Source organism: Candidatus Desulfosporosinus nitrosoreducens, assembly GCF_030954495.1.
GTDB lineage: Bacteria > Bacillota > Desulfitobacteriia > Desulfitobacteriales > Desulfitobacteriaceae > Desulfosporosinus > Desulfosporosinus nitrosoreducens.
Genome location: NZ_JAVHUW010000078.1, coordinates 1 through 22,726, shown reverse-complemented (window position 1 = coordinate 22,726; position 22,726 = coordinate 1). Strand labels below are relative to the sequence as shown.

The following is a 22,726-nucleotide window of genomic DNA, read 5'->3' as shown; positions in this document are numbered from 1 at the left end:
TTCAATTATTAAATAACGTTAAATAAGGAGGCCCTTGCGGGCACTCCTCATTTCATTCCTATAGTCCTTCGACAAACTTGGAATTGATAATACTTTCCGGAGTAATGGCTTTATCGATTACCTTTTGTTCAAAGTAAAAGTTTATATCATTCTTTGTAAATTCATAAACTGAACCCGGATTCGCACTCGTTCCAAATAATTTCTTATTATCATCTTTGTTAAAGAACTTGAGACCAGGAACTGTCGAGGTGAATTCTTTTTCATCAATTTTCAGGCCTTTAGCCATAATTTGATCTGATTCGTCCTTATGAGCTTTCCAATAGTCCATGGCGTCTGCCATGGCAGCAACAAAGGCTTTGACATCATCCGGACGCTTTTCAACAACTTCATTTCTAAAACTAATGCTATCCATGATAATTCCCGGAAGTTCCTTAGTCGAAACCAGTACTTTACCGTTGGCGCTTGCTCCTTTAGAAAGCCAGGGTTCCCAAGTTACCGCTGCATCGACTTTACCAGCTATAAAAGCAGCCCCGGCATCTCCGGCCGACATGGGTACTACCGTAACATCTTTGTCGGTAAGACCCGCTTTTTTCAGCTCAGTCATCATTAATAATTGACTGGTTGAACCAACTTCGTAGGCAACTTTCTTCCCTTTTAAGTCGGCAGGGGTTTGAATGTCTTTCTTAGCCAGGATTCCGTCCCCGCCGTTAGAATCATCAAGCATCCATACAACCTGAACGGGAATTCCCGCTGCCGCCAGGGTAACCTGAACATCTTGAGCGGTCGCCATGCCATCAACTTTACCGCCGGCTATCGCTTGCTTACGCTCTGCTAAACCGTCAACAATGCTTAACTCAACATCAACTCCATGATTCTTAAAAAATCCCTTTTCTTGAGCCAGGAATAAAGGGCCGTAACCGGTCCAGGTCGGCAAGGTTATTTTTAAGGGAGCTTTTGGGGCAGCTGCCTGTCCTTCCTGGGTTTTCTGCGCATCAGTACTCGAAGCACCGCAGCCCGCTAAACTCAGCATCAGGACCAGGGCTAAAACAAGGGCTAAAATCTTTTTCATCGTTCCTCACTTCTCCTCTTTTATGTTTCACTTAAGGAATTATTTCTTTTAAAGCACTAACGAAAGCTAGTACTCCCTCCTTCTTTCCTACAGATACCCTAATAGCTGTATCCAGGCCGTAACCTTTCAGAGTTCTTACAATAACGCCATGCTCGGCTAATTTTTGAAAGATGACGCTGCTGTCCGTTTGGATATCGACAAAAACGAAATTCGTGTCACTTTTAAGGTAAGGCAATCCCAATTCCGCAAAGGCCTCATACATCAATTCCTTGCCTTGATGATTGAGGGTCCTTGCTTCCTGAAGATGTTCAATGTCCTCTAAACTGGCTAATGCTCCCGCCTGGACAACCGCATTGACATTAAAGGGCGGACGCACATGGTTTATAGCCTCAATCACTTCCGTTGTCCCAAGACCATATCCTAGGCGCGCACCGGCCAAAGAATAAGCCTTAGAAAAGGTGCGGACCACAAAGAGAAACTTATGCTCCGTTAAATAACGAACGCCGGATTGAAATTCAGGTGAGACGGCATATTCCTGGTAGGCTTCATCAATAACGACCAGAATATGATCCGGTATTTTGCTCAAAAAATTCACAAGTTCAGTTTTAGGAATGATCGTACCCGTTGGATTGTTGGGATTGCACAAGAAGATGGCTTTCGTCTTTGAGGTTATTTTGCTGAGTATATCCTCCAGATTATAAGAGTAATCTTCTTTCATTTCAGAAAAAACCGGTTTAGCACCCATTAGATTCGTCGCCGCCAGGTATTGTATGAAACTCAGTTTCGGAATAATGACCTCATCCTCCGGCTCCAAAAACGTTTGGGCTATCAGGATGATCATTTCATCAGCACCATTGGAAAGAATAACCTGATTGGAGCTGACTCCTTCGATCTTGGCTATCTTCTTCATAATCAAGTCCCCTGCTGAGCTGGGATAAAGGTTTAAATTGCTCAGGGAATCCTTCATTGCTTGGATTACTTTAGGCGATGGACCTAACGGACTTTCATTGAAGGATAGCTTATAGACTGTCTCCCGGCCGAGAACCGCTTTAATTTCTTCGACTGGTAGATCCGCCAGCTCGCACTTATAAGGTGTTAACTTAGGATAAACCTTGCGGACGATGTTCTTAACATTCATTGAGCTCTCTCCTTCTCCCCGCAAAGCAATAAACTGCTTTAAAATTAAAGAACTGTGTGCCCCAGTTGATCTGCCCGGCGAATTCCCTCAATCACCATTTGGGGGGTCACTTCAAAAGGCATATTGGCCATATCTTCAATCCCGACGGTAACCCTGCCCAGTGTTTGCCATTGTTCTTCCGAAATACGGGAAGAATCAATCCCCATCTCGCCTAAGGTACAGGGTAAATTCACTTGTTTATAGTAAGCAATGACGTCCAATAGTTCTTCATCCGGGCGGCCTTCCATGGCCAATTGAGTCAAGATTCCGAAAGCAACGATTTCCCCGTGATACGTTTCATGAACCTCGGGAAAAATCGTAAGCCCTGAATAAACAGCATGAGCTCCGGCAGTCCGGCAATCATCTCCGCCGTAGTTGCTGATACTGCCGCTCACCGCGATAATGGCATCAATAACGTCTTCGAGTTCCTGGGAAACAACCCCTTTATGTATGGACTCAGCCGCAGATTTTCCTTCCTTTAGTAAAAGTTCATAAACAAATCGTGCTAACTCAACGGCACCACAGTTAAAAGCATTCGGTACCGCTTTTTGGTTCGAAGCCTTGGATTCAAACCATTTTGCTAACGTATCGCCGATCCCGGAAATCAGATAGCGCCCGGGTGCTTCAAGAATAATTTGAGTATCCACTAAAATCAGTTCCGGATTTTTGGACTTGCGGCTGATCTCCAGAAACTCTCCTTTATCATCATAGAGAATGGATATACAGGTTCCTGCGGCGCAGGTCGAGGCAATCGTGGGGATTGCAATCACCGGAAGGTCCAGCAGGTATCCCAAAGCTTTAACGGTATCCAGTGCTTTTCCGCCACCGGCAACTAAAAGAACATCGGGGTGAAACTCCTCAACTTGATTTTTTAAGTTGTAAATATTGCGTTCACTGCATTCTCCTCCGTACCAAATAGGAGGAAGCATCTCTAAACCGTGCTGTGAAAGGCCCTTAGTTATCGGTTCAGCTACTATCGCTAGCGATTTCCTGCCGCCAAATAAACAAACCCTTTGGCCAAAAGAGCCTGCATAGGCTCCGACCTGGCCGATCAGACCTTCTCCTCGGATATATTTACCATGTCCAAAAACTATTTTCATTTTTTATGTCCCTGACTTTCAAGAGAATTTATGCACTTAATTGCATATTTACTCGCATTTCATTTTATGAGGATTTTCACAGCCTGTCAACCATTAAAATTATCCGCCTGTAACTATCTTCCTGATAAGCTTACAGATAGCGTAAAAAAGACCCGGCTTTGCCGAGTCTTAGCGAAGACGAAACCGTTGGCACTAAAACCGGAACGGCTTCGGTGATCTTAAACTAATTGATTAGTTAATATACTCATTGCCAACTAAAATATCTGCTATAACTTCAGTTGGAATCACGAAGTCCACTACACCCATATAGCCGGGGGCAACTTCATATTTATCAAAAGAAATTACCAGTTTATTATCTGAGTTAATATAGAAGTTTTGTTTTGGAGAGATCTTTTCAAAAGATTCCTCAAAGCCCTCTGTTTCAATACCTTTTACCCAATAAGTCTTATTTTCATCAGCTTGATGCTGTTGGAGCATCTGACTTTTAATATTGTCACTTATGACATTTACATAGGAGTCGTCTTTAAATAAGCTTGGCAAAGTCAATAAAACTTTCTTCTTTTTATCAATAGTATCATATTGGAAAGTAGTCGATGAAGAACCTACAGTATTTACCACATAACGCCCTATAGATAATATCCTCTCATTATCGGCTTTAACTACATAGCCACTGTCTACCCCCAGGTGTCCGCCGCCTTTTGCTTTTATATCCTCCATCTCAGTCTGGAATTGGGCGTATAACTTTTCATCTTCCTGAAGGTATTTTTCATTTAAGCTATTTTCTAAATCTTTATTTTCCAAACCTTTAATAGCCGGCACTTTAATATTAACCTTAAATGTGTCCTCGTCTAATTTATATTCCCTGAAGGTTACCACTTCAACGATACTGCCGACTAAAGGGATTTTGAGCATAGCCTGGGCAAAGACGGGGCTGGTATTTACCCCGACGATAAGCAAAGCCAAAGAAGCAACCAGGAAGACTGCAGCTGCTTTTAAAGCCTTGGACCGACTGTTGTATTTTGACACATTTATCCCGCCTTTTTTCAATGCTTTTTTAACCACAGGGTCCAATTCCTCAGGAATAGGTGTCCCTAAATAATCCTTTTTCAGTTGTTCAAATTCTTCAGCATTCATTATTGAAGTTTCCTTCCATTTTAAAATTAAGGCGTAGCTTTTCCAAAGCTTTATAAAGTTGGGTTTTTACCGTGTTGACATTGCTATTAAGTATTTCCGCTACTTCTTCAATTTTTAAATCCTCAAAATACCTTAGGATGATGATGCTGCGATATTTTTCCGGCAAATCCTCCAGGGCCTTTTGTAAGTCAAAATCTTGATAATTATCGACCGTACCGGAATCATAGCCAGTTAAAGCCACATTATCAACAATCATTACCTTTTTTCTTTTTCGCAGAAAATCTAAAGCAGTATTTACTACAATACGATAAAACCAAGTCTTGATATGGCTGGGCTCTTTTAATGAATCCATTGAGGAAAGTGCTTTATAAATAGACTCTTGGACAATATCCAAGGCATCGTCAACATTTTTCACGTAGCTAAAAGCCAGCCGATAGTGTTTTTCTTTTTCTTTGAGAATATAATCTGCAACTTGTTTTTTTAAAATAGGCATCCTTGAATTCCTTTCATTATAAGATACGCATCTTATATGCTAGCACTTAATAGACGCAGTGGCGATTAAAAAAGTTTTAAAATATTTTCCCTAAAATTTATTTTCCACTTATTTTCCAAAACTGCAATTCAATAAAAATAGGGCACTATTTCTTAGACTCATTAAGAAATAGTGCCCTATTTTTACGTGGCTTCTCTAAACGCCCGGTTCCTTTTTCCATCGCGCTGCTGCCCAAAGTGCAGCTATCCAAACGGAGGTAAAAGGGAGCGATAGGTAAATGTTGTAAAATGCAATTTCCTGAATTAACGCAGGCCCTTTAAACGTATAAGCAATTCCCAAAAAGATTATCCCAACTGCCATGTTCAACTTTAATCCCTTTATGCCGAAGACAGTTTCCACTCCCCAAATCGACACGTAAAAACAGGAGCCAATTTTTATTATTAAGGCTCCAAGCCAAACCACTAGAAACAAGGATTCAACTCCGGATACCGTCCGACTTATCTCCACCATTTTCCCTAAGGCAAGCAAACCATATACCAAACGGACAGTTTCCGTCGGTCCAAATACTAGTAATTCAATTAAAGCAACCAGGGTATCAAGTATGCCCGCTAAAAAAACCGCCCGCCAAAGCTTTGCTTTCAACTGGCTAAGCTCCTGCTTACTTGTTGGTAGAAAAGGAAGGATTCCGGCTATGAAGAGAATATAATTCATTGAATAAGGTATTACCTTGATTCCCGCGAAAAAGATAGGTTTTAACCCTTCGCTCAAAATAGGTAAAAGCTCTCCTTGTTCAATCCTAGGAACGGCGAGACTTACATTTAGCAGCAAGGCAATCACAACCAGAGGAAAAACTACTTCAGAAAAGCGGGCAAACACTTCGATACCAGATAATACTAAGTAGCAAACGAGAAACAGCCCTCCCAGAAGGAATGCCGAAATAGGGGTCAAGGGCATTATTGAGCTTTGAAAAACATCCCCTACTTGTCCTAGCAACAAACCGCCAAAGTAACCTGAAATTAAAATATATATAATCCCTATAAGTTTCCCAATCCATTTTCCTAAGATAGTCTCAGAAATATGGAGAAGATTTTTCTCCGGATAGCGTTCCATAAGTGAAAGAACCATTAAACCAAAGGGAATTCCTGCGGCAAATCCCGGCAAGACGCTCATCCAGCCATCCCGCCCGCCTGCTGCAGCAACAATAGAGGGTATTGGGAGAAATGTTGTTCCTACGAGTACTGCCGCTCCTAAAGTCATAAATTGATGAGTCGAGATTTTCTCCATGTTACCCTTTCTTGTCTGAGTTGGGTTTGAGAAATTAAACGTTTCAATTATTTTCAACTCATGTACATTTCTACATACTCCATCAAGTTATTTTGCCCAACAACGAGTCATTTATCCCAAAGCCTCAGGCCCCTTTTCCGCTAAAGATCCACTTAGTACGCATAGCTGGCTCCAGCTTATCTTGTATCTTTGGGTTTGAATTTCATCAGCATGAATCAGTTATTGACAAAAAACCACCTCTTCTAAGCCAACATTTCTCGAATAACCCTTGCCAACAAGGTCCTTGCCAAAATAACCGGCTTTCCTGTAATCTCCTGAACGGCTTGTTTCATTTTAACGGTATAACCAATGCAATCCATGACAATCACATCAACATCTTTCACTTTTAACGCTTGAGCTGCATCAAGAACCTCTTGAAAATCTCCGTAAGGTGAACCCGCTACAGCTTCTACGGTTTCGACATCCTTACCCCAGGTTTGCAAACACTGTTTTAGTTGATCTGAATCCGGATTAATCACGCCAATGCGGCTTCGTGGGGTTAGCTTAGGCACAACTGCATGAAGAATGGTATATGGATAAAGTAATAATTTGGAGGATTTAAAAGTCGCCGGGAACTTTCCTGTGCAGATAAAAACGATGACCTCTGCACCTTCGCTTTCCAACCGGGTCAAGCATTCTTGCAGACGGGGTAAAATATAGCGCTCTCCAAACTTCACACTTGATCCGTCTCTTAACCGCGAGACAAGAACAATATCCCCTTCTTCGGGAACGAACTGAACAATTTCACCTTTGCTTAAACCATCTAAGGCACCCGCTTCAACAATTTCAATGGTTTCACCTAGGACATCCTGCATCTCTCCCGTAACATCGCTGCGCGGCGACTGTCCGATGGTAATAGCCCCTAGTTTTTTCTTCATCGTTCTTTGCTCCTTTAAGACGGATTCATTATTCCCCATCCCATTATTCTGCGTATTGGTATTTCCAAAAAACTTTTACCAGAGTCATAAAGAAGGGCTAGGTCTTATTGCGCAATTACCTAGCCTTAGCTGTAAAATCGTACACTTTATCAAGAAAGACTTTATCTTCCTAAGGTTTGCAGGTGATTCATTGAACCATATTTGGCCACGATTTTTTCATATTCTTCTTGATCATAAAAATGACATTGGCCTCTGCCAAAGTATTTCGCAACCTCCAGCATGAAGCGGCCGGCCTCTTCCATATCCAGTAAATGACTTGCTCCGGAAGCTGATCCCGAAACAGGTGCTTCGGTCGTTATGGCAACACCGACTACAGGCGCTGCCGTCGCTGTCGCAGGTTGAAGAATGCTATTGAGATGATATAAATCGTTGCCATAGGGCGTAATATCTTGAGTCGATAACGCAAATACAAAGGGCAGCCGTCCGGTAGTCGTTTGCATTAAGTTAAGAAGATCATCACTGACTTTCAGGATATAGCCATCCTTGACGGTGGGCGAAATTGCAAATCCGCGGGTATTGATAATTTTATTGCCTTTCGTCGTATCACAGGAAAGAATGGCATCTAATTCACCATCGACTTCTTCCTGATTAACCACGGATATTTCCACAGGAGAGTCCATAAAGGGAACCGGAAAATGTGGCTGAGTAGGAGCATCGGCGCAAATATGCGTACACACAACGACGTCACCTTCTAAAAAGTCTCCTTTTTGCTGCATATCCAGCAATTTGGCAGCTGCGGCTAGAGCGACCAAAGCTCCGTCTCCATCCGATACCATGCCGATAATCTCGGGCCGAGCCCCAAGTCCGCCAAGTCTTCCCAGGATACCTAAGGTCTGGGCATCGCCTCCGCTGACCTTACCTTTTGTTCCTGCTATGCGAACACGGATGAAATCCGTGCTTCCCTGGGCACCCGTAATTTTCTTGACGGTAACATCTTTGGCATTATACTGCTTCTCTAAAAATTCCTTGACCACATTTCCATTGGCATCTGCGCGATCAACGAGTTCATAAATCTCCATCAACTGTTTCACTAACATGGCAATTCTCCTCAATTTTAATTTCTTCATTTAATATAGATGACACGCCAAGAAGTGCCCCGGGAATACTTCTTTCCACTCAGGGGCTTCACAGCGGCAAATTTCTTTCGTCATAGGACACCGAGTATGAAAAGCACATCCCGGCGGCGGACTTGAAGGATTAGGAACATCCCCGCTCAAAACAATCTGATTTTTGGGAGCATCCGGATCAGGAACCGGAACTGCAGACATAAGTGCTTTCGTATAAGGATGAAGGGCTTCTCTGAAAAGCTCTTTCGTTGAGGCTAACTCAACCATTCTCCCCAAATACATAACACCTACCTGGGTGCTGATAAAGCGAACAACCGATAAATCATGAGAAATGAACATATAGGTGAGAGAAAATTGATCTTGCAGGTCCCTCATAAGGTTGAGCACCTGAGATTGGATCGAAACGTCAAGTGCGGATACGGGTTCATCGCAGACGATAAACTCCGGATTAAGAGTCAGTGCTCTGGCAATTCCGATTCTCTGACGCTGACCCCCTGAAAATTCATGAGGATAGCGCTGGGCATGATAGCCGGAAAGCCCGACAACCTCCAGCAGATTCGCAACTTTGTTTTTCACTTCGGCTTCCGGAAGTTTCATATGAGTCCGTATAGGCTCTTCCAAGATCTTTTGGATAGTCCATTTTGGATCTAACGAAGCAAACGGATCTTGGAATACAATCTGCATATGGGTTCGAAAACGCCGGAGTTCCTCCGTTTTTAACCCGCGTACATTCGTCCCATTAAAAAGGATTTCACCTTCAGTCGGCTCTATTAAGCGCAGAATAGCCCGTCCTGTTGTCGATTTCCCGCAGCCGGATTCGCCGACAATTCCTAAGGTTTCTCCCTTTTTAATATTAAAACTAACCCCATCAACGGCTTTGACCGCCCCAACCTGTTTGCCAAATATGCCTTTGCGAAGCGGAAAATATTTTTTTAATTGGATTACTTCCAATAATGTACTCATGAATCTTCCTCCTGACAAAGCAGACATCGGCAATAGTGTTGCTGGCCTAAATCGGCCAGTTCAGGTTTGAGCTGATCGCAACGCTCCATTTTAAGAGCACAGCGCGGAGCGAAACGACATCCTTGGGGCATATTCAAGGGGTTAGGCACTTGACCCGGAATTGATTCCAGCCTATCCCGGCTGCCGTCAAGACGAGGCAAAGAAGCCAACAGTCCTTTTGTATAAGGATGTTTTGGCTTGTTAAACAATTCCCTGACCTCTGCCTCTTCGACAATCTGGCCTGCATACATAACAATAACTCTTTTACACATTTCAGCGATTACACCAAGGTCATGGGTAATTAACAAGATCGCCGTCCCTTTTTCCTCTTGAAGCTTACGCATCAGGTTAAGAATCTGAGCCTGAATTGTCACATCCAAAGCGGTCGTAGGCTCGTCTGCAATCAAAACACTGGGATTACAGGCCATAGCCATAGCAATCATAACCCGTTGCCGCATCCCGCCCGATAGCTCGTGGGGATATTGTTTAGCAATGGCCTCCGGTCTGGGAATTCCGACAAGTCCTAAAAGCTCTACGACCTTCTGCCAGGCTTCCCTTTTCTTCAGTTTTAGATGAAATTGGAGTGCTTCCGCAATCTGATTTCCAATTTTAAACACGGGATTTAATGAGGTCATCGGCTCCTGAAAAATCATTGCCATTTGATTGCCACGGATTTGCTGCAGCTGAGTCTCTGTCATAGCTAACAGATTTTTTCCGTCAAATTTGATTTCTTGGGCAGAAACCCGGCTTTGCCCTTTTGCTAAAAGCCCCATGATGGAAAGCGAGGTCACACTTTTTCCACAGCCAGATTCACCGACGATTCCCAGCGTTTCACCAGGATAAAGGGTTAGATTAATACCATCGACGGCCCTTACCACTCCAGCTGGGGTCTGAAATTCAGTTTTCAAATCTAAGACCTTCAATAGCGGCTCCATATTGAATCCCCTTTCCTGCTTATTTTCTGACAATCGCACGGATTTTCTGGTTTTGTAAAGGCTATTTAAGCGTTCCCAGATATTCAAGGGCAGTTAAAGCGTAAACTTTGGCGGACTCAAGCAAATTTTGAACCGGCATTCGTTCATTAAAGGAATGAATTCCTGACAATTCGGCAGGTCCATATTGTAAAACAGGAATGCCATGCCTACGGAAATAGCGGGCATCACTTGAGGCCCATTGTAAGACTCCATAAGCATCTTCTTGAGTTACCTGAGCAATATTCTTAACCACCAGATTGACAATCTCATCTTTGTCCGAGGTCCAGTTGGCATTTCCATAAAAACCAAACGGTTTAACTTCAGCCTCAAGGCCTGCTTCACACAATAAACGGTTTGCTGCGGCTAAGACCTCAGTATAATCTAAACCGAAAGGAACCCGTGAGTCCACTTGCACAGTGCAGCTATCGGCAACCATATTGACTTTGGTCCCGCCTTGAATGGTCCCGATGTTGACGGAAACATGATCGATGATATCACTTAAATCTTTGGGCTCCCTTTCACGGATATATTTTTTGGTAATATCAATAATTCTTTGTTCCTCTTCAGGAATATTCGGCTTCAGCTCCCAAAGCTTTTGCAGAGCCTGAATTCCCCTACAGGCCTTGACAATGGCACTATCTCCATTCAAGGGAGACAGACTGCCATGTCCCGGAACCCCCTTGACAGTAAACTCAAACCAACAGCTTCCCTTCTGTCCGATCGTGGGATTCAAACGGGAAGAAGGCTCAGCAATCAGCGCGGCTGTGCCTGTAATGAACCCTTGATCAAGAACCCAAGGTACGCCAAACTCTCCTCCCGTTTCCTCATCCGCTACAAGCAGCAAGGAGAGTTGACCGGCGAGGGGAATCTCTAATCTTGCGAATAGAGCCACTGCAAAAAGAAGTCCGGCAACGCCGCCTTTCATATCACTGGCTCCCCGGCCGTTGATATATCCGTCTTTGATGAGTCCGCTAAATGGAGGTATTTCCCATCGGGACAAATCGCCTGCAGGCACGACATCGATGTGACCGCAATAGAGAAGATGCTTGTCTCCCGGATTCCCAAGTGTGGAAACCAGATTTAGCATCGTTTCATTACCCGGATATACCGTTGTGCTGATTCCTGATTCCTTCAAGTAGTCCATAATAAACTGACTGATCGGACGCGAATCTCCCGGTGGATTCTCAGTGGGAAACTGTAAAAGTTTTGAACAGAGTTGAATCAACTCTTCCTGATTTTTATCGATCTCTTCGAGAACAAGTTCTTTCCAGTCTTTCATCAAAAAAACACCCCTAAAACTAATTCATTAATTTTCCCCATAGATTCTCAGCCATAATTCTTAAAATTACCCCCGGTCTCCTGAACCGGGGGTAATCATCGGATATGCCTTACTTCGATAGTGAATAGAAACGGATAATTTCATCAGGGTAGAAAACATAACCCTTCAGGTTTTTATTCATCCCCACAACCCGGTTGTACTCATATAGATAAACCCAAGGTGCATCCGTTGTAATGATTTGTTGTGCCTGTTTATATAACTCGTTGCGTTTGGCTTGATCCGGTTCGACATTCGCTTGTTCCCAAAGCTTATCCACCTGAGCATTTTCGTAGTTGCCATAGTTGGACGAACCTTTGCCGTAGAGCAGGAAACCTAAATGATAACCCGGGTCATTGACGAAAGAAGTCCATTTGGATATATACGCCGTAAGATTATGGGTTTTTTGAGCCTCTAAAAATTGTGCGCGAGCCATGTTTTGGATGTTCATCTTCACTCCGATTTTGGCTAATTCAGCTTGAATGAGCACGGCGTCATCCTGCCAATCCTGGAATCCGGAACCCAAGGTGAAGTCAAAGCTAAAGCCATTTTCATAGCCGGCTTCTTTGAGCAGCTGTTTTGCTTTGTCTAAGTCATATTTATAAACAAAACCCGCATCCGTAAAGCCTGGAGTATTGCTGGCAACCGCACTCTTCATTTGTTTTGCCTGATCATACATGACATCATGCACTAACTTGTCATAAGGGATAGCATACGAAATCGCTTGACGTACTTTTTGATTGTCAAAGGGTTTAACCTTCGTGTTAAAGGCGAGGTAGAGAATACGGTTACTTGCATCGGAACGGACTATTAAATTAGCGTTTTTCTTTAAGTCAGCAACATTCTGAGCCGGGATTTCAATCGCCATATCGGCATCACCTTTGTCGAGGAGAGTAACCCGGTTTGAAGCTTCTTTAATAAATTTCATCGTTACTTTACTGATTTTTGCAGCTCCCTGCCAATAATTCGGGTTTGCTGTAAAGACGGCTTCTGTTACCGGATCCCATTTTTCTACCTTGTAAGGGCCTGATCCAGCTTCATTGTTTTTCAGGTAATCTGCTCCTTTGTCTTTGACGACGGCAGGGTCAATAATAGAGAAAGTATACATCGCAATGATTTGCAGGAACAGGTGATTCGGCTGACTAAGTTTAATTTCAACGGTTTTGTCATCTTTCGCCGTACAGGATTCGATCTCAGCCATTCCATAAAGGAAAGAACCCGACTTGGAATTCTTAACGTGGTCTAAAGACCAAACAACGGCTTGTGCATTAACGGGGTTGCCGCTTTGGAATTTCGCATTGTCTTGCAATGTAAACGTATACGTCTTTTGGTCATCAGATACTTTCCATTCCTTAGCCAGCATCGGCTTGAGTTCTTCAGTATTGGCAATATCCGCTCCGTTTACATTTTTTACGCCATACGTGATTAACTGGTCATAAGCTGCCACAACCAGCGTATCTGACGTTAAGTCATTGGCCTCGGCCGGGTCCATCGTTTGCCCCCCGTCGGAATAGGCTAGCATAATTTCTTTTCCGGCTGCACTCGCCGCACTGCTGGCTTGATTCGCATTGGTTCCGCAGCCTGCCGCAGTTATAAGCACCGCTAACACTAGAACCACAGCCAACCATTTTGTTTTTTTCATAACTGTCCCCCATCCAATAGTGTATTTTTTCTATAATGATTCTATTTGCCGGTACGAATCCGAGGATCAAGAACATCCCGTAAACCGTCCCCCAGCAAATTAAACCCTAAAATTGATGTAGCGATCGCTAATCCAGGAAAACTAATAATCCACCATTGCCCTGAAATAATGTATTCCCGGCCTTCGGAAATCATCGCTCCCCACTCAGCCGTAGGCGGTTTTACACCAAGTCCCAGGAAGCTGAGGCTTGCGGCGGTAAGAATGGCAAATCCCAGGCCCAAGGTTGCTCGAACGAGCAAAGGAGCCAGTGCATTCGGGAAAATATGCTTGCGAAGAATGACACTGTCCTTCACCCCAATTGCCCGGCCGGCCTCAACAAATTCCTTTTCGCGAAGCGAAACGGTTTGTCCGAACATCAGACGTGCGAACTCCGGAATTCCGACAATTCCAACCGCAATCATGGCACTGATTAAACCAGGCCCGATCGAAGCCGCAATGGCCATCGCTAAAATCAAGGAAGGAAAGGCTAAAAGGGTGTCCATCACACGCATGATGACGTTCCCCAGTTTACCGCCATAATACCCTGCAATCCCACCTAAAGGAATTCCAAGGCAATAGGAAATTCCGACTCCAATCAGCCCTGTCCATAAAGAAATTCTTGCGCCATAGATCACTCGGCTGACGATGTCCCGGCCAAAATTGTCTGTACCCATCCAGTGTGCCACACTTGGAGCCTGGAGCTTAATCGCCGTGTTTGTCGCAATTGGACTATAGGGAGCAACGATAGGAGCAAACATAGCCACAAAGGTCCAGAGCAAAATAAAAAGCAAACCGATTGTGGCAAGGCGGTTTTTGAAGAGAAGTCTAAAAAAGGAGTTCGATTCAGACGCAGAATTCTTAATTGAAGATGAATTTTCAGCGGTGCTCAACATATGATCCCTCACTTAGAACTATTCATAGCGGATTCTCGGATCAATCAGCCCGTAAATCAGATCCACGCTTAAATTGATCAACATGTAAAGTATCGCACTGACAAACGTAAATCCCTGAATTGGAGCATAATCTGTTGCCAATATCGATTCGGTAATATAACTCCCGACCCCTGGCCACGAAAAAATCGTTTCTGTGATAACGGCTCCACCGATTAGGTAGCCAAATTGCAGTCCTAAGATTGTCAAGGTTGGAATTAAAGCATTTACCAAAGCGTGTTTATAAATAACAATTCTCTCAGGAAGACCTTTGGCCCGCGCAGTTCTGACATAATCCAGCCCAATAACCTCAAGCATGCTGGAGCGAACCATCCGCGCGACAATCGCTATAGTTCCCGTTGCTAAACAGATCGCAGGAAGAAGAATATGACTGATCGACTCTTTCAGAGCCACCATATCTCCGGTCAGCAGACTATCGAGAATATACAATCCTGTAATGTGGGTAGGCGGGTTGATATCCTGTCCAATCCTTCCCATGGGTGCCGGGCTCCAACCTAATTTAGCATAAAAGATATAGATCAAAACCAGACCCAGCCAAAAAATCGGAATTGCGGCTCCCAGTAATGACAGTACACGTGAGACATGATCCGCTGCCGAATTTTTTCGGGTCGCTGAAATCACACCAACCGGGATCGCAAAGCAAACCGCAATAAACATGCTGACTAAGGTTAATTCAAGGGTTGCGGGAAACCGTGTCGCAAAATCCTGAGCAACTAAATGTCCCGTATGCCAAGCCGTACCCAGATTCCCTCTTCCCAACTGTTGGAGATAATGAAAAAACTGCAAATAAAGAGGATCTTTCAGGCCCATTGAGATTCGAATGTTTTCGATCACGTCAGGCGGTGCTTGCTCGCCTGCTATCATCACAGCAGGATCTCCCGGCAAGACACGAGACAAAATAAAGGTAATTAATATAATGCCTAATACTCCAGGAATAGCATAGAGTAGGCGCTTTAAAACATACCTGATCAAGAGATTCAATCCTTTCAACTTTTTACCCGTAAATTTAATGGTATTATACCTGAACAGTTTGTATACAGCCACGTCCTGTATTACAAAAAGAAAGAGGATTATTTATCTTCAATGCACAAATGTCCTTTCCAAACATACCCGGATTTTCCTATTTTCAATGTATAAATTGAACTCTGCAGAATAATACACCAAAGTCTGTTGCTGTGCTATACAAGCACGTTCTGTATTACAAAAAAGAAAGGATCATTTATGTTAAATGCACAAATGATCCTTATAATTTATTTCAGCAAATACCAAGTTAAGCAAAGATGGTAGATAAAGCACTGTTGTGCTGAGCTAAGATCGAGCTGGGCAATTTCTTCAATTCGCTCTAAGCGATATTTTACAGAATTGCGATGAATAAATAGCCGTTTTGCTGTTTCCTGCATGTTCTTGCCTAACTCAAGATAAATAAAAAGTGTTTTTAAAAGTTCACTCCGTGTTTCTTGATCATAGAGCAAAAGTTTTCCCAGTTTTTTTTGAAATAGATTAGAAAGCTCTTTATTCTCCGCTGCGTTGGCGATAATCTCATAGACCTCAATATTTTCATATGGAATAAGTGAATACTGAGAATACATCTTCCAGCCAATTTCTAACGCTTTTCTCGCTTCTCGATAGCTTTTATACATATTCCACAGGAAATACTTATTCCCTATTCCTACCCGAATTCGCGCCTTGTCCTCCTCAAGATGATGATCAATCCATAACTTGAGAACATCTGACCAAAACGTGCTTTCTCCTTCTACTGCAGGCAAAAACAGGAGTATTTGAGTTCCCCTTATTTCCATATGGGGCCGAAGATTTTTTCTCTTGCCCTCACTTATTAACAAGGCACGCAAATCAGAAAGAATGGCTTCATCCAGCTTAGAAGCATAACCTTCAATAAGACTAACCTCCCAAAACGTATCTGCATCGAAATCTAACTGCCGGCCTTTTTTCTTGGCCTCAAGCTCAGAAGGCGGTAAATCTGAAAGGAGTTCATCAATAAAGTTTCCTCTCAGCCTTATTTCCGTTTCCTCTGCTGTTTTTTTACGCATAAGTTCAAGCGAAAAAACAACTCTGGCTTGATCAACGCAAACCTGTTCCATTGCATCTAAAGACTCCTTATGAACAACGAGTTGACCTGCAAACCGCTTGTTGACCGTTATATTCCATTTCATGTCACTACCAATATCCAGTATTCTCGCTTCAGGAGATTGAGCAATTACGCATCCCTTATTATCCAGCACAGAAATCGGAGCATCTAATAATTTTGACACATTTTCAGCAAGAGCCTGAAGTCCTTGATTTTCCAGAACCATTGTCGTCAATTTCGTTCCAATCTCTTCAGCTCGGCTGAGAAGTGCGGTTCGCCAATTCAATACCAATTCCATAACAGAATGCGTTATATCAATTGAAGGAGTCTCGGCAGGAATTGCGATGACAGGCAATTGGTAACGATTGCTCACCTCAATCATCTCTTCAGGGATCTGGAGAATAAACCGTTCCGGCTTAAAGACCAGAGCAGCTGCGCCGGCCTGAGCCAAATCTTCAACCAACTTAGGTAAAAGATTGGGCTCATTACGAATAGAATACGTTGTCGTAAGGAGGATTTCACCTTCTCTTAACCAGGGCTTTATTTCCGGTATCTCCATAATATCAATGGAGCGGACGATTCGATTTAACCCCTCAAGTCCGCCCACTAATTTTGCATTTTTGAGAATTGGGAGCCGTAATATATCTTTAACTGTTACGCCATGCTGTTTTTTAACACTTTTCACTGACGAACCCCCTTTTCATTTTATTTTAACATAAAATGTTTTAAAACTTAGACGGAAGCCTTATCCATAAGAAATATACAGGATTCTCTCTTCAACGCTATAACACTTTATCATTATTAAATTTAGTAATACTATGTGCAATTGATGATAACTCCAAAGAGAGCGAACCATAAAAAATAGGGTGTTGGCACACTAAATCACTCAGAATTTTAGTGTGCCAACACCCTATTTTCAACACTTATAAATTGCCTTAAACTCCCAATGGCGCAAAGCTCTCTGCGCTTTCAACATATCCTTAATACGCTTGGTCTTTGCTCTTTAAAGCGGACTGAGTGTCTTAAATACTTAGATCATTCCTTTTTAAATAGCCTGCTATATTTACTGCTGGAAGCATGACTATCATAATATGCAATATCATCGCTTCCAATCATCAAAGTGTTGAGCATTGGTTAGCTTTAGGAAACCCCAAGTTGCTATTGGAAACCAGATCACAAAAGGAACGATTGAATCTATTATACCGTGAGCTAGCGTTAAAACACCTAGTTTAGTAATCGTTTGACAAAAGAACACACTATAACCTATCCCTGCGATTGTGTATAAATAAATGTATAACTTTTTATCAGGTAAAAAATAAAAATACATGATAAAGAAAATTGTCCATGCGGTTGGTGCGACGATATGTATTCCTATTAAGCCAAACGGTTCGTAATTAATATACTTAAATTCGCCCATTAAATTTGCAATAGAGACAAATACAAAATCCAGCATTCCTCCAAAAATAATTCCATAAAATGCAAAACGTCGTATTTCTGGTTTAGGGACTATACTTACAAGAATTGTTCCTAGAACTGCTGTATATATAAACGGGATGATGTTTATTGGCACTTTAGCTATCACCTCCAGTCAATCTAACTAACATCTATGATAACCTCTTTAATTTTTAAAATTCATGTTATTTGGGGTTATGATTTGTCCCAATCAAGATGAGTCCAATTGCTTGACCCAAATCATGATTCGAACACTTGAACTGATCTCTCGTAAGACTGTATATTCTTGAGGTTGAACTGGTCCAAAATGCAAAAAATCAATAAAAATAGGGTACTACCCCTCAAAATTATTAGGTGATAGTACCCTTACTATATTTTCACCAAAGCTCTTAATCTTAAGCCTTACTTTGATTGGTCTTTGTTGATAACGGCGGCCTGGGCGGCAGCTATCAAAATAGACCTATCTCGCTTTTTTCGCATTACGGAACACTTTCGCCCCTACCAAATGCTATCATGAATCACTTAGACGTTTGATTATATCATTGGCACTATACAAAACGTTCGTAATGATTACCCGCTCTTCTTTGATATGGAAGAATACAGAAAAATTATCTACAGGCATTTGTCTTAGTCCCAGCGCACGTTCTTCTTCTGTCTCCATCAATTTCACCCGTTCCGGGAACGTATCAAGAGTTTCGATTGCGTCAGCTATTCTGTTATATTGCTCCATAGCCGTGTCCGGTACCTGTAGCTGCTCGGCGATATAATTGTAAATCTCCTCCATATCGGAAAGTGCACTGTCGGTTATCTGAATCTTATATGGCTTCATGCGTGTGTCTTCCGAAATCTCTGGAAGGCGGCAGATGCATCCTGCACATTACCCTTTTCGATATCGCTGAATCCTTCCTTTAACTTCTCATGAATTTCGTCCGTTGTCATCTGGTCGGCGTTTACCGAAGCCGGTACCTTCGGTAGCGTCACTGCAAAAGGTATTCCACCGGTCATAGAAATCTGTTTCAGATAAATATCTATCGCTGTGGACATAGGTATGCCGAGTTGCGAAAGGACTTCCTCCGCACTTCTCTTTACATTAGGATTAACTCTTAAATTTAAAGTCGTAGTTTTTTCCATATTAATCATCTCCCTTTGATGATATTGTAACGCATTTGTCGTTACTTTTCAAAGATATTTTTGACTATAGCCTATAAAATAAACAGACAGAATAATGCAGATTATTGTCTTATCCTGTCTATTCTAATTTAGCGATAGCTCTATTTTGTTATTGACGCCTGAGCCGCTGCTATCAAAAAGGGACAATTTAACTAATCTTTGCGATTTTGGAGCTTTCAGTTTCAGTTGAAGTTCCAGGTTCAGCGATTTTTAAGGTTAAGCTTGTCTTTATACCAGTTACCTTGTCAGCAAGCGTGATCAAAATAGGTTTTTCCATATCCGAAGAGGAATTATAGTGTATTGCACCTATTCCCACTAATGGATTGAAGGTTATTGATGCATTGAGAGATTTTATTACCTCCAGCTGAGAAACAGGAATTGCTTCAGTAATATCCGAGCCGTTATTTGTCAGTAACCTGTAATGAAATAAGGCTGTATTGTTTCCAGCCCTCGTCAAACGTCCCGACTTAAAAGCAATTTGATCGATCACTTTATCGATATTTTGCTTCCAAGAGTATGTGTACCCTAAATTTTCGGAGGCCTCTACACCTGTAAGTTTGTCTTGCAATTTAAGGATTATATTTTTGTTCGTTTTATAAGAATCATATAGAAAGTTACATGATCCTGTAACGGGGTCCAAACTTATCATTGAATTTACCGATGAACTTAAATCGATTTGAGAAGCCGGAATTTTATTAGTAATATCCTTACCATATTTATTAAATATTAGCAAACTAAACCGAGCCTGTAACTCATAGCCATAGGAATTCATTTTTCTACAATTCAATAGGATGCTGGATAATTTCTGACTTTCTTCAATAAAATAGCCCTTAGAAAGATAACGCTATGCTTAGCCTTGTTTTTTACTTTCTATCAAATTTGGTTCCAGAATGGAAAGAAATCAATAAAAATAGGGTATTATCTCTTAAAATCAGACAATACCCTCACTATTTTGCACCTAAATCCCCAAGACCTTAGGGTATAAGGATTAGAAAACTTTTCCAAATATTTATTATTTTAAATTATTATCCCTTGTTGCTAAGGCCGCTTGAGCCACAGCAAGCAAAAGGGGCAATTTATTTTTAAGCACGAACACTCTTTATATATTTTGGGAACCACTATTCCAGAATTCCATTACAAGGCAAAAACTCCTACCTTTCTCTAGGCGAAAAATATTTATTGAAACATAGGAACAACCGTTACTGTAGTCTTTGTTGAAACCCCGCTAGCCGAATCCTTTGCAGTTATCACAATAGAAGGAATAGAGAGAAGATCATAATTTGTACTCGGGGTTAAAATAAGCAAACCGTTGTTCCATGTTATTTTACATTCCGCACAATCGCTTTCAAATACAATCCCCTGAGCGAGGGGAGAATTTGTAATATCGTTTCCATATTGATCTGTTACAATATAGGCTAAATATCCAACTCCGTCAGTAGGTGAAATGCCTGTCCTAGGGGCAATACTAATTTTCGCGATTTTGGAGCTTTCAGCTTCACTTGAGGATCCAGGTTCAGCTACTTTTAAGGTTGCGCTTGTCTTTTCACCCGTTACTTTGTCAGTAAGCGTGATAGAGATAGGTTTTTCCACGTCGGAAGCAGAATTATAGTGGATTGCGCCTATTCCCACTAATGGATTGAAGGTTATTGATGCATTGAGAGAATTCGTGACCTCTAGCTGAGAAACAGGAATAGCTTCAGTAATATCCGAGCCGTTATTTGTCAGTAACCTGTAATGGAATATGGCAGTCTTATCTCCTGCTCTCGTTAAAGATCCTGAAGCAAAAGCAATTTGCTCGATCTTTTTATCAATATCTTGTTCCCAAGAATGTATGTATCCTAAATTTTCGGAAACTTCCACACCTGTAAGTTTGTCTTGCAATTTAAGGATTATATCTTTATTCGTATTATAGGAATCATATCGAAAGTTACATGATCCTGTAATGGGATCCAAACTTATTATTGAATTTACAGATGAACTCAAAGCAATTTGAGAAGTTGGAATTTTACTTGTAATATCTCGGCCATATTTATTAAATATCTGATATTGTAATTGATCTGTTAAGAGAAAGGAGATTTGAGCAACTGATAAATCATTATCATCTACTGTTGTTTTATTCTGCGCCTCCAACTGCGCTTCTGATTCACATAAATTGAGCGAAGCTGTTGCCCCAACACCTGTCTTATATAAGAGCTTGACCATGACACTTTTATCCGTGTCCGTAAAATTATAATTTATTGTTCCTGTACCTGTTAAAGGATCCAAAGTGACATCAGCTTTTGTCGATCCTATCCAGGCAGTCGCTGTAATATCAGTGACGGGAATTTGATTTGTAATCGTTGCATAACCGTTATCTAGGATTTTGTAACTAAAAGTCGCTGTTTTATCATCAGTTTTTAGAGCATTATTCGAAGGAAACAATACTTTTGCCGGTCTGACAGCATCTTCATCCTGCTCTGTTTCCTCGGAATCATTGGGATTTAAAACGGCCGTTGTTCCCGTCAGCTGATCAACCAATGTAATAATTAATGGTTTATCGCTGTCAGACGAGCTATCAGATGCGGATGAGCTATCAGTTATTGTTCCGGTCTCTGTTAATGGGTCCAATGTTATTTTTGAATCGGATGATGATGTTGCGGTAATCTGATCATCAGGGATTGAATTCGTAATATCGATACCGTATCCGTTTAATGCCTGGTAGGAAAATGTGAAAGAATCTTCACCTGTTTTCATCAAAGTAGTTGTCGTAAAAATTATTTGAGAGAGTTGATGGTCATTATTCTCAGCTTTCAAGAGTTCAGCAAGTTCAGAAGCTTCGTCAGTGCTGTTATCATTAATGCCTTCAATTTCAGCAAAATTGGAGGCTACCCGAGTTATGCTGTCACCTAAGGCAAATGTTATCGTCTTCTTAGGATCGGCCTGAGAATTAAGGGAAATTTCGCCCGTTTGACTCGCAGGGTCCAGAGTAATTGTTCCGTCCTTTAAAGCGGTAATTATTTGCGAGGCCGGTATCTGCTGAGTAATTACTACTCCGTTTTTATTATCTATTTCGTATTTAAAGGTGAAATGAGTTTTATCTTTTCGTACCACATTACCAATTCCAATAGAGGCAACTACGTGATCCTCTCCAGCTTGGGCTTGAGCTTCGGCTTGGGCTTGAGCTTCGATTTCTGCTGGACTTAATTGCCTAGACTCCCCCGCAAAAGCCGATGTTGAGTATAATAACGAAAATAATAGTATCGGGAGAAAAATTAATATTCTAATTTTTTTCATGTTTATACCTACACCTCCGCATTATTATTACGTGTACTTAGGACATCAACTTATTCTAAGATAATATTCTTCTGTATTGTCGGATAGAAAATAGTTAATCTAATTCGTATCATATGAACGGAATTCTCCCTCCCTTCTATTGGGCAATCCATTAATCCGGTCCCATAATATAGAGTGTTTGACATAATCGGGTAGGAGGCTGATCATTAATTGATCAGCCGACCTCCCAGTCGAGTAGCCAAGAGGAGTTTCACCCAGAGGGCCCAATGTGCAAATAAGTTGGGCTCTCTTTTTCTTACCTGGACTAGCCATTCTTCGGCTCTCCGACGGTGTCCACGAAAATTTTTGTACTTGCACATAGCCCACTTTATCAGGCGCCTTTGCACGCAGTCTAACGTATGTTTCATTGCTGAGCGAGCTAATCACTTGGGGTGTGCCGGCTGTTCTGGAAATTATCTCTCCCGTTTCCATTTGAAATGGCGCTTTCAGCCATCTCTCAATGTACAGTAGAATCCACTGTTC

The 22,726-nt window shown here is 41.9% G+C and carries 21 protein-coding genes; all 21 read right to left on the bottom strand.

The window, feature by feature from the left end; all coding sequences use genetic code 11:
* Positions 1-58 precede the first annotated feature (58 nt).
* Positions 59-1,069, bottom strand: coding sequence for an ABC transporter substrate-binding protein (locus REC12_RS22360; protein ID WP_308898093.1), 1,011 nt, complete (start codon positions 1,067-1,069; stop codon positions 59-61).
* A 31-nt stretch (positions 1,070-1,100) separates the two neighbouring features.
* On the bottom strand, positions 1,101-2,207 hold the full coding sequence (gene hisC, locus REC12_RS22355; protein ID WP_308898092.1) for a histidinol-phosphate transaminase: 1,107 nt from the start codon (positions 2,205-2,207) through the stop codon (positions 1,101-1,103).
* Positions 2,208-2,251: 44 nt separating this feature from the next.
* Complete coding sequence (locus REC12_RS22350) at positions 2,252-3,346, bottom strand: iron-containing alcohol dehydrogenase family protein (protein WP_308898091.1); 1,095 nt, start codon at positions 3,344-3,346, stop codon at positions 2,252-2,254.
* A gap of 231 nt (positions 3,347-3,577) precedes the next feature.
* Positions 3,578-4,480, bottom strand: coding sequence for an anti-sigma-V factor RsiV (gene rsiV, locus REC12_RS22345; protein WP_308898089.1), 903 nt, complete (start codon positions 4,478-4,480; stop codon positions 3,578-3,580).
* Entirely contained in the window at positions 4,470-4,973 is a 504-nt protein-coding gene (sigV, locus tag REC12_RS22340) for an RNA polymerase sigma factor SigV (protein WP_308898088.1), read from the bottom strand. The genes rsiV and sigV overlap by 11 nt, the downstream gene beginning before the upstream one ends.
* Positions 4,974-5,168: 195 nt before the next feature.
* The gene (locus REC12_RS22335; protein ID WP_308898086.1) at positions 5,169-6,257 is read right to left on the bottom strand and encodes a GerAB/ArcD/ProY family transporter; all 1,089 of its coding nucleotides are present in this window, start codon (positions 6,255-6,257) and stop codon (positions 5,169-5,171) included.
* A 242-nt stretch (positions 6,258-6,499) separates the two neighbouring features.
* Positions 6,500-7,174, bottom strand: coding sequence for an AroM family protein (locus tag REC12_RS22330; RefSeq protein ID WP_308898084.1), 675 nt, complete (start codon positions 7,172-7,174; stop codon positions 6,500-6,502).
* A 161-nt stretch (positions 7,175-7,335) separates the two neighbouring features.
* Entirely contained in the window at positions 7,336-8,271 is a 936-nt protein-coding gene (locus REC12_RS22325; RefSeq protein ID WP_308898082.1) for a DUF1177 domain-containing protein, read from the bottom strand.
* Positions 8,272-8,301: 30 nt separating this feature from the next.
* The gene (locus REC12_RS22320; protein ID WP_308898081.1) at positions 8,302-9,264 is read right to left on the bottom strand and encodes an ABC transporter ATP-binding protein; all 963 of its coding nucleotides are present in this window, start codon (positions 9,262-9,264) and stop codon (positions 8,302-8,304) included.
* Positions 9,261-10,238 carry an ABC transporter ATP-binding protein gene (locus REC12_RS22315; RefSeq protein WP_308898079.1) on the bottom strand — a complete coding sequence of 326 codons (978 nt, stop codon included), beginning with the start codon at positions 10,236-10,238 and terminating at the stop codon, positions 9,261-9,263. Before REC12_RS22315 ends, REC12_RS22320 begins: the two co-directional genes overlap by 4 nt.
* A 61-nt stretch (positions 10,239-10,299) precedes the next feature.
* Positions 10,300-11,556: a M20 family metallopeptidase gene (locus REC12_RS22310; protein WP_308898077.1), complete on the bottom strand. Its 1,257-nt coding sequence runs from the start codon at positions 11,554-11,556 to the stop codon at positions 10,300-10,302.
* 109 nt (positions 11,557-11,665) lie between these two features.
* Positions 11,666-13,234: an ABC transporter substrate-binding protein gene (locus REC12_RS22305; RefSeq protein WP_308898076.1), complete on the bottom strand. Its 1,569-nt coding sequence runs from the start codon at positions 13,232-13,234 to the stop codon at positions 11,666-11,668.
* Between the two features lie 41 nt (positions 13,235-13,275).
* The gene (locus tag REC12_RS22300; protein ID WP_308898073.1) at positions 13,276-14,166 is read right to left on the bottom strand and encodes an ABC transporter permease; all 891 of its coding nucleotides are present in this window, start codon (positions 14,164-14,166) and stop codon (positions 13,276-13,278) included.
* Positions 14,167-14,184: 18 nt separating this feature from the next.
* On the bottom strand, positions 14,185-15,195 hold the full coding sequence (locus REC12_RS22295; RefSeq protein WP_308898072.1) for an ABC transporter permease: 1,011 nt from the start codon (positions 15,193-15,195) through the stop codon (positions 14,185-14,187).
* A gap of 278 nt (positions 15,196-15,473) precedes the next feature.
* Positions 15,474-16,994, bottom strand: a complete 1,521-nt coding sequence (locus REC12_RS22290) for a PucR family transcriptional regulator (RefSeq protein ID WP_308898071.1) — start codon at positions 16,992-16,994, stop codon at positions 15,474-15,476.
* A 414-nt stretch (positions 16,995-17,408) separates the two neighbouring features.
* Positions 17,409-17,879, bottom strand: coding sequence for a hypothetical protein (locus tag REC12_RS22285; protein WP_308898070.1), 471 nt, complete (start codon positions 17,877-17,879; stop codon positions 17,409-17,411).
* Positions 17,880-18,272: 393 nt separating this feature from the next.
* Entirely contained in the window at positions 18,273-18,590 is a 318-nt protein-coding gene (locus REC12_RS22280) for a type II toxin-antitoxin system RelE/ParE family toxin (protein WP_308898068.1), read from the bottom strand.
* Positions 18,587-18,892, bottom strand: coding sequence for a type II toxin-antitoxin system RelB/DinJ family antitoxin (locus REC12_RS22275; RefSeq protein ID WP_308898067.1), 306 nt, complete (start codon positions 18,890-18,892; stop codon positions 18,587-18,589). The genes REC12_RS22280 and REC12_RS22275 overlap by 4 nt, the downstream gene beginning before the upstream one ends.
* Before the next feature lie 187 nt (positions 18,893-19,079).
* A complete protein-coding gene (locus REC12_RS22270; protein WP_308898065.1) occupies positions 19,080-19,703 on the bottom strand; it encodes a hypothetical protein in 624 nt (207 codons plus the stop codon).
* Positions 19,704-20,107: 404 nt separating this feature from the next.
* Positions 20,108-22,204 carry a hypothetical protein gene (locus tag REC12_RS22265; RefSeq protein WP_308898063.1) on the bottom strand — a complete coding sequence of 699 codons (2,097 nt, stop codon included), beginning with the start codon at positions 22,202-22,204 and terminating at the stop codon, positions 20,108-20,110.
* Positions 22,205-22,303: 99 nt separating this feature from the next.
* Positions 22,304-22,726: hypothetical protein (locus REC12_RS22260; RefSeq protein WP_510167183.1), on the bottom strand; the 423-nt coding region annotated here is incomplete at its 5' end.